Source organism: uncultured Christiangramia sp. (genome assembly GCF_913046405.1).
Classification (GTDB): Bacteria; Bacteroidota; Bacteroidia; order Flavobacteriales; family Flavobacteriaceae; genus Christiangramia; species Christiangramia marina.
Genome location: NZ_CAJWRQ010000167.1, coordinates 1 through 2,374, shown reverse-complemented (window position 1 = coordinate 2,374; position 2,374 = coordinate 1). Strand labels below are relative to the sequence as shown.

3 protein-coding genes are annotated in these 2,374 nt (G+C 36.3%); 1 reads left to right on the top strand and 2 read right to left on the bottom strand.

Translation table 11 applies throughout. The annotated features are described in order from the left end of the window. The coding region (locus tag QZ620_RS13815; RefSeq protein WP_295182773.1) for a M23 family metallopeptidase at positions 1-603 on the top strand (603 nt) is incomplete at its 5' end. Here the strand turns inward: QZ620_RS13815 and QZ620_RS13810 are convergent. Both QZ620_RS13810 and QZ620_RS13805 read right to left on the bottom strand, forming a co-directional pair. After that, positions 529-2,124 (bottom strand): pitrilysin family protein, encoded by a 1,596-nt coding sequence (locus tag QZ620_RS13810; protein ID WP_295182776.1) that lies wholly within the window; start codon positions 2,122-2,124, stop codon positions 529-531. The two genes, QZ620_RS13815 and QZ620_RS13810, sit on opposite strands and share 75 nt — an antisense overlap. 47 nt (positions 2,125-2,171) lie before the next feature. Then, on the bottom strand, positions 2,172-2,374 hold a 203-nt coding region (locus QZ620_RS13805; RefSeq protein WP_295182771.1), incomplete at its 5' end, for a hypothetical protein.

Genomic DNA, 2,374 nt, shown 5'->3' with positions numbered 1-2,374 from the left:
TTTTCATTCATTGGCTTTAATAGACTATTTAATCAAGATGAATTAATAGCTAAATTAAACCAATTAAAAAGATTTGAAAAATATGCTATAGAAATTATTCAAGATCTTGAAGGTGAAAATTTAATAAAAAATTTTCCTGATATTGAAGTTGATTTAAAAGAACATTTTTCTAGTTTAGAAGATTTAGTTCCAATTAGTCCTCCAGTTACTGGGTATGTAACTCAAGGTCTTGATATAAAAAGTCACGATAATAAACATTATGGAATTGATATTGCTGCAAAATTTCAAGATGATATTTATTCTCCGGGAGATGGTAAAGTTATTTTTTCAGGTAAGAATGATGATTTAGGAAATACTATCATATTAAATCATCCGGGTGGTTTTATTACAGTATTTGCACACACGGATTCTAATATTGTAGTAGCAGGAATGTCAGTAAAAAAAGGTCAGATCATAGCGAATGTGGGTGAAACAGGAAATAGCAAAGGCCCGCATTTACATTTTGAAATGTGGAAAAATGCAGAAATATTAGACCCTAGGGATTTTATAGAAATTTATAAAAAAAAGGATATCTCGACTAATGAAACAAGACAACCAAATTAGCTCAATTTTATCTCCAGAAGTAGAAATTACAGGAGCATCAGTCGCCCAGTCGTCAGCCATAGTTGAGATGACATCTAAAACCTGTTTCTGATCCATTGCTCCAGCGATATGGAACTTCGCATTTTCTGGTGATAACTTATCGTAGTAAGATCTAAGATCCTCCATATTAATATCTGCGGTAGTTTTTAATGTGCCGTTTACAGGTACTCCAAAACTATGATTGTCACCGTATAAAAGTTTGTAAAATGCGGTGGATGCAATCGCCTGAGGATTTGCTTCCCGATCTCTCAGATTCGTTTCAAGAGCCTGTTTCAATCTGGACAATTCGGTGGTATCCCATCTCGGTTCCATCAAAATTTCTTCAACCAATTTCATGGTACCTTCAAAATTCTTACTAAGACAGGTTCCTGAAATACGAAAATCCTCATTACCGGTACTTATGTAGACACTAGCCCCTAAAAGTCCAAGAGCCTCTTCTAATTCAGCTGCAGTTTTATTAGCTGTTCCCTGTAACATCAAATCACTTAGCAGGTAAGAAACTCCTTCTTTCCCATCTGGATCCAAAAGCTGTCCACCTGGAATTGTTATATCAAATTCTACAAGTGGAATTTCATTGTTTTCAATTCCATAGACCTGCATCCCATTTTTGAGTTCAGTAGTCCAGATCTTTGGTGATTTAAATAAAGGCAAATCACCAAAATCAGGTTCGCTACGATCATATTTTGAAGGGGTTTTATCATACACGGCCTCTTCTCCCTGGCTAACTTCTTCACTAGCTATATCCTTCTTGACTTCTTCTATCCAAACTTCGGCTTCTTCAGAATTTTTTATGGCGAGATCTAAGCTTCCTTTTGGAACTACACTGGTCATTATATAATGTTGATCTTTAATATACTTATTATAGACGCGCATTACATCTTCTGAAGTTACCCTATTGGTAAGTTTAGCAGTTTTTGTTAAATAGCCAGGATCACCATTAAATTCGTTATCCTGCACTAATTGAAAAGCTTTATTGAGTACGGTGCTAACTCCCTGATATAATTGAGTTTCAAGTTCAGCTTTAATTCTTTTGAGATCATCCTCGCTTACACCATCTTCCTCAAATCTTTTAAAGCCATTTTTTACTGCCTTCTGCACACTGTCCAGATCTATTCCGGCATTTGCGCGTACTCTAACTACGAATTCTCCTGCAAGTTCACTCCTGCTTTGGTAAGTGCTAATACGTGGAGCAAATTTGGATTCTTCTACGACTGTTTGGTACAATGGTGATTTTTTACTTCCGCTCAATAGCTGTCCTAAAATTTGTAGAGCGTACATATCCTCATCATAATCTTCAATCGTAGGATAAACCACCCTAAGCTCTGGAAGTTTTGCAAAGTTATCTTCAAAATATAGATTTTTCGTGGTTTCCAGTTCTACAGGCATCGCTTTTAAAGGCTCAACCTCTGGTCCTGAAGGAATCTCACCAAACCATTGTTTAACGAGTTTCTTGGTTTCTTCAATTTCAATATCTCCTGCAATTACGAGAGAAGCATTGGCAGCTCCATAATATTGCTTATAAAAATCCTTTACATCCCAAGGGTTGCCGACTGTAAATCTGGTAACTGGCCTATGACCGTCCAGTTATATGGATGGTCTTTCGGGTAACGATTTTTCTTTATGATCTCATCTGTGTATCCATAAGGAGCATTATCTACACGCTGGCGTTTTTCATTTTTAACGACCTGCTTTTCACGATCAAGTGCAGCCTGTGTAACTGTATTGATCATAT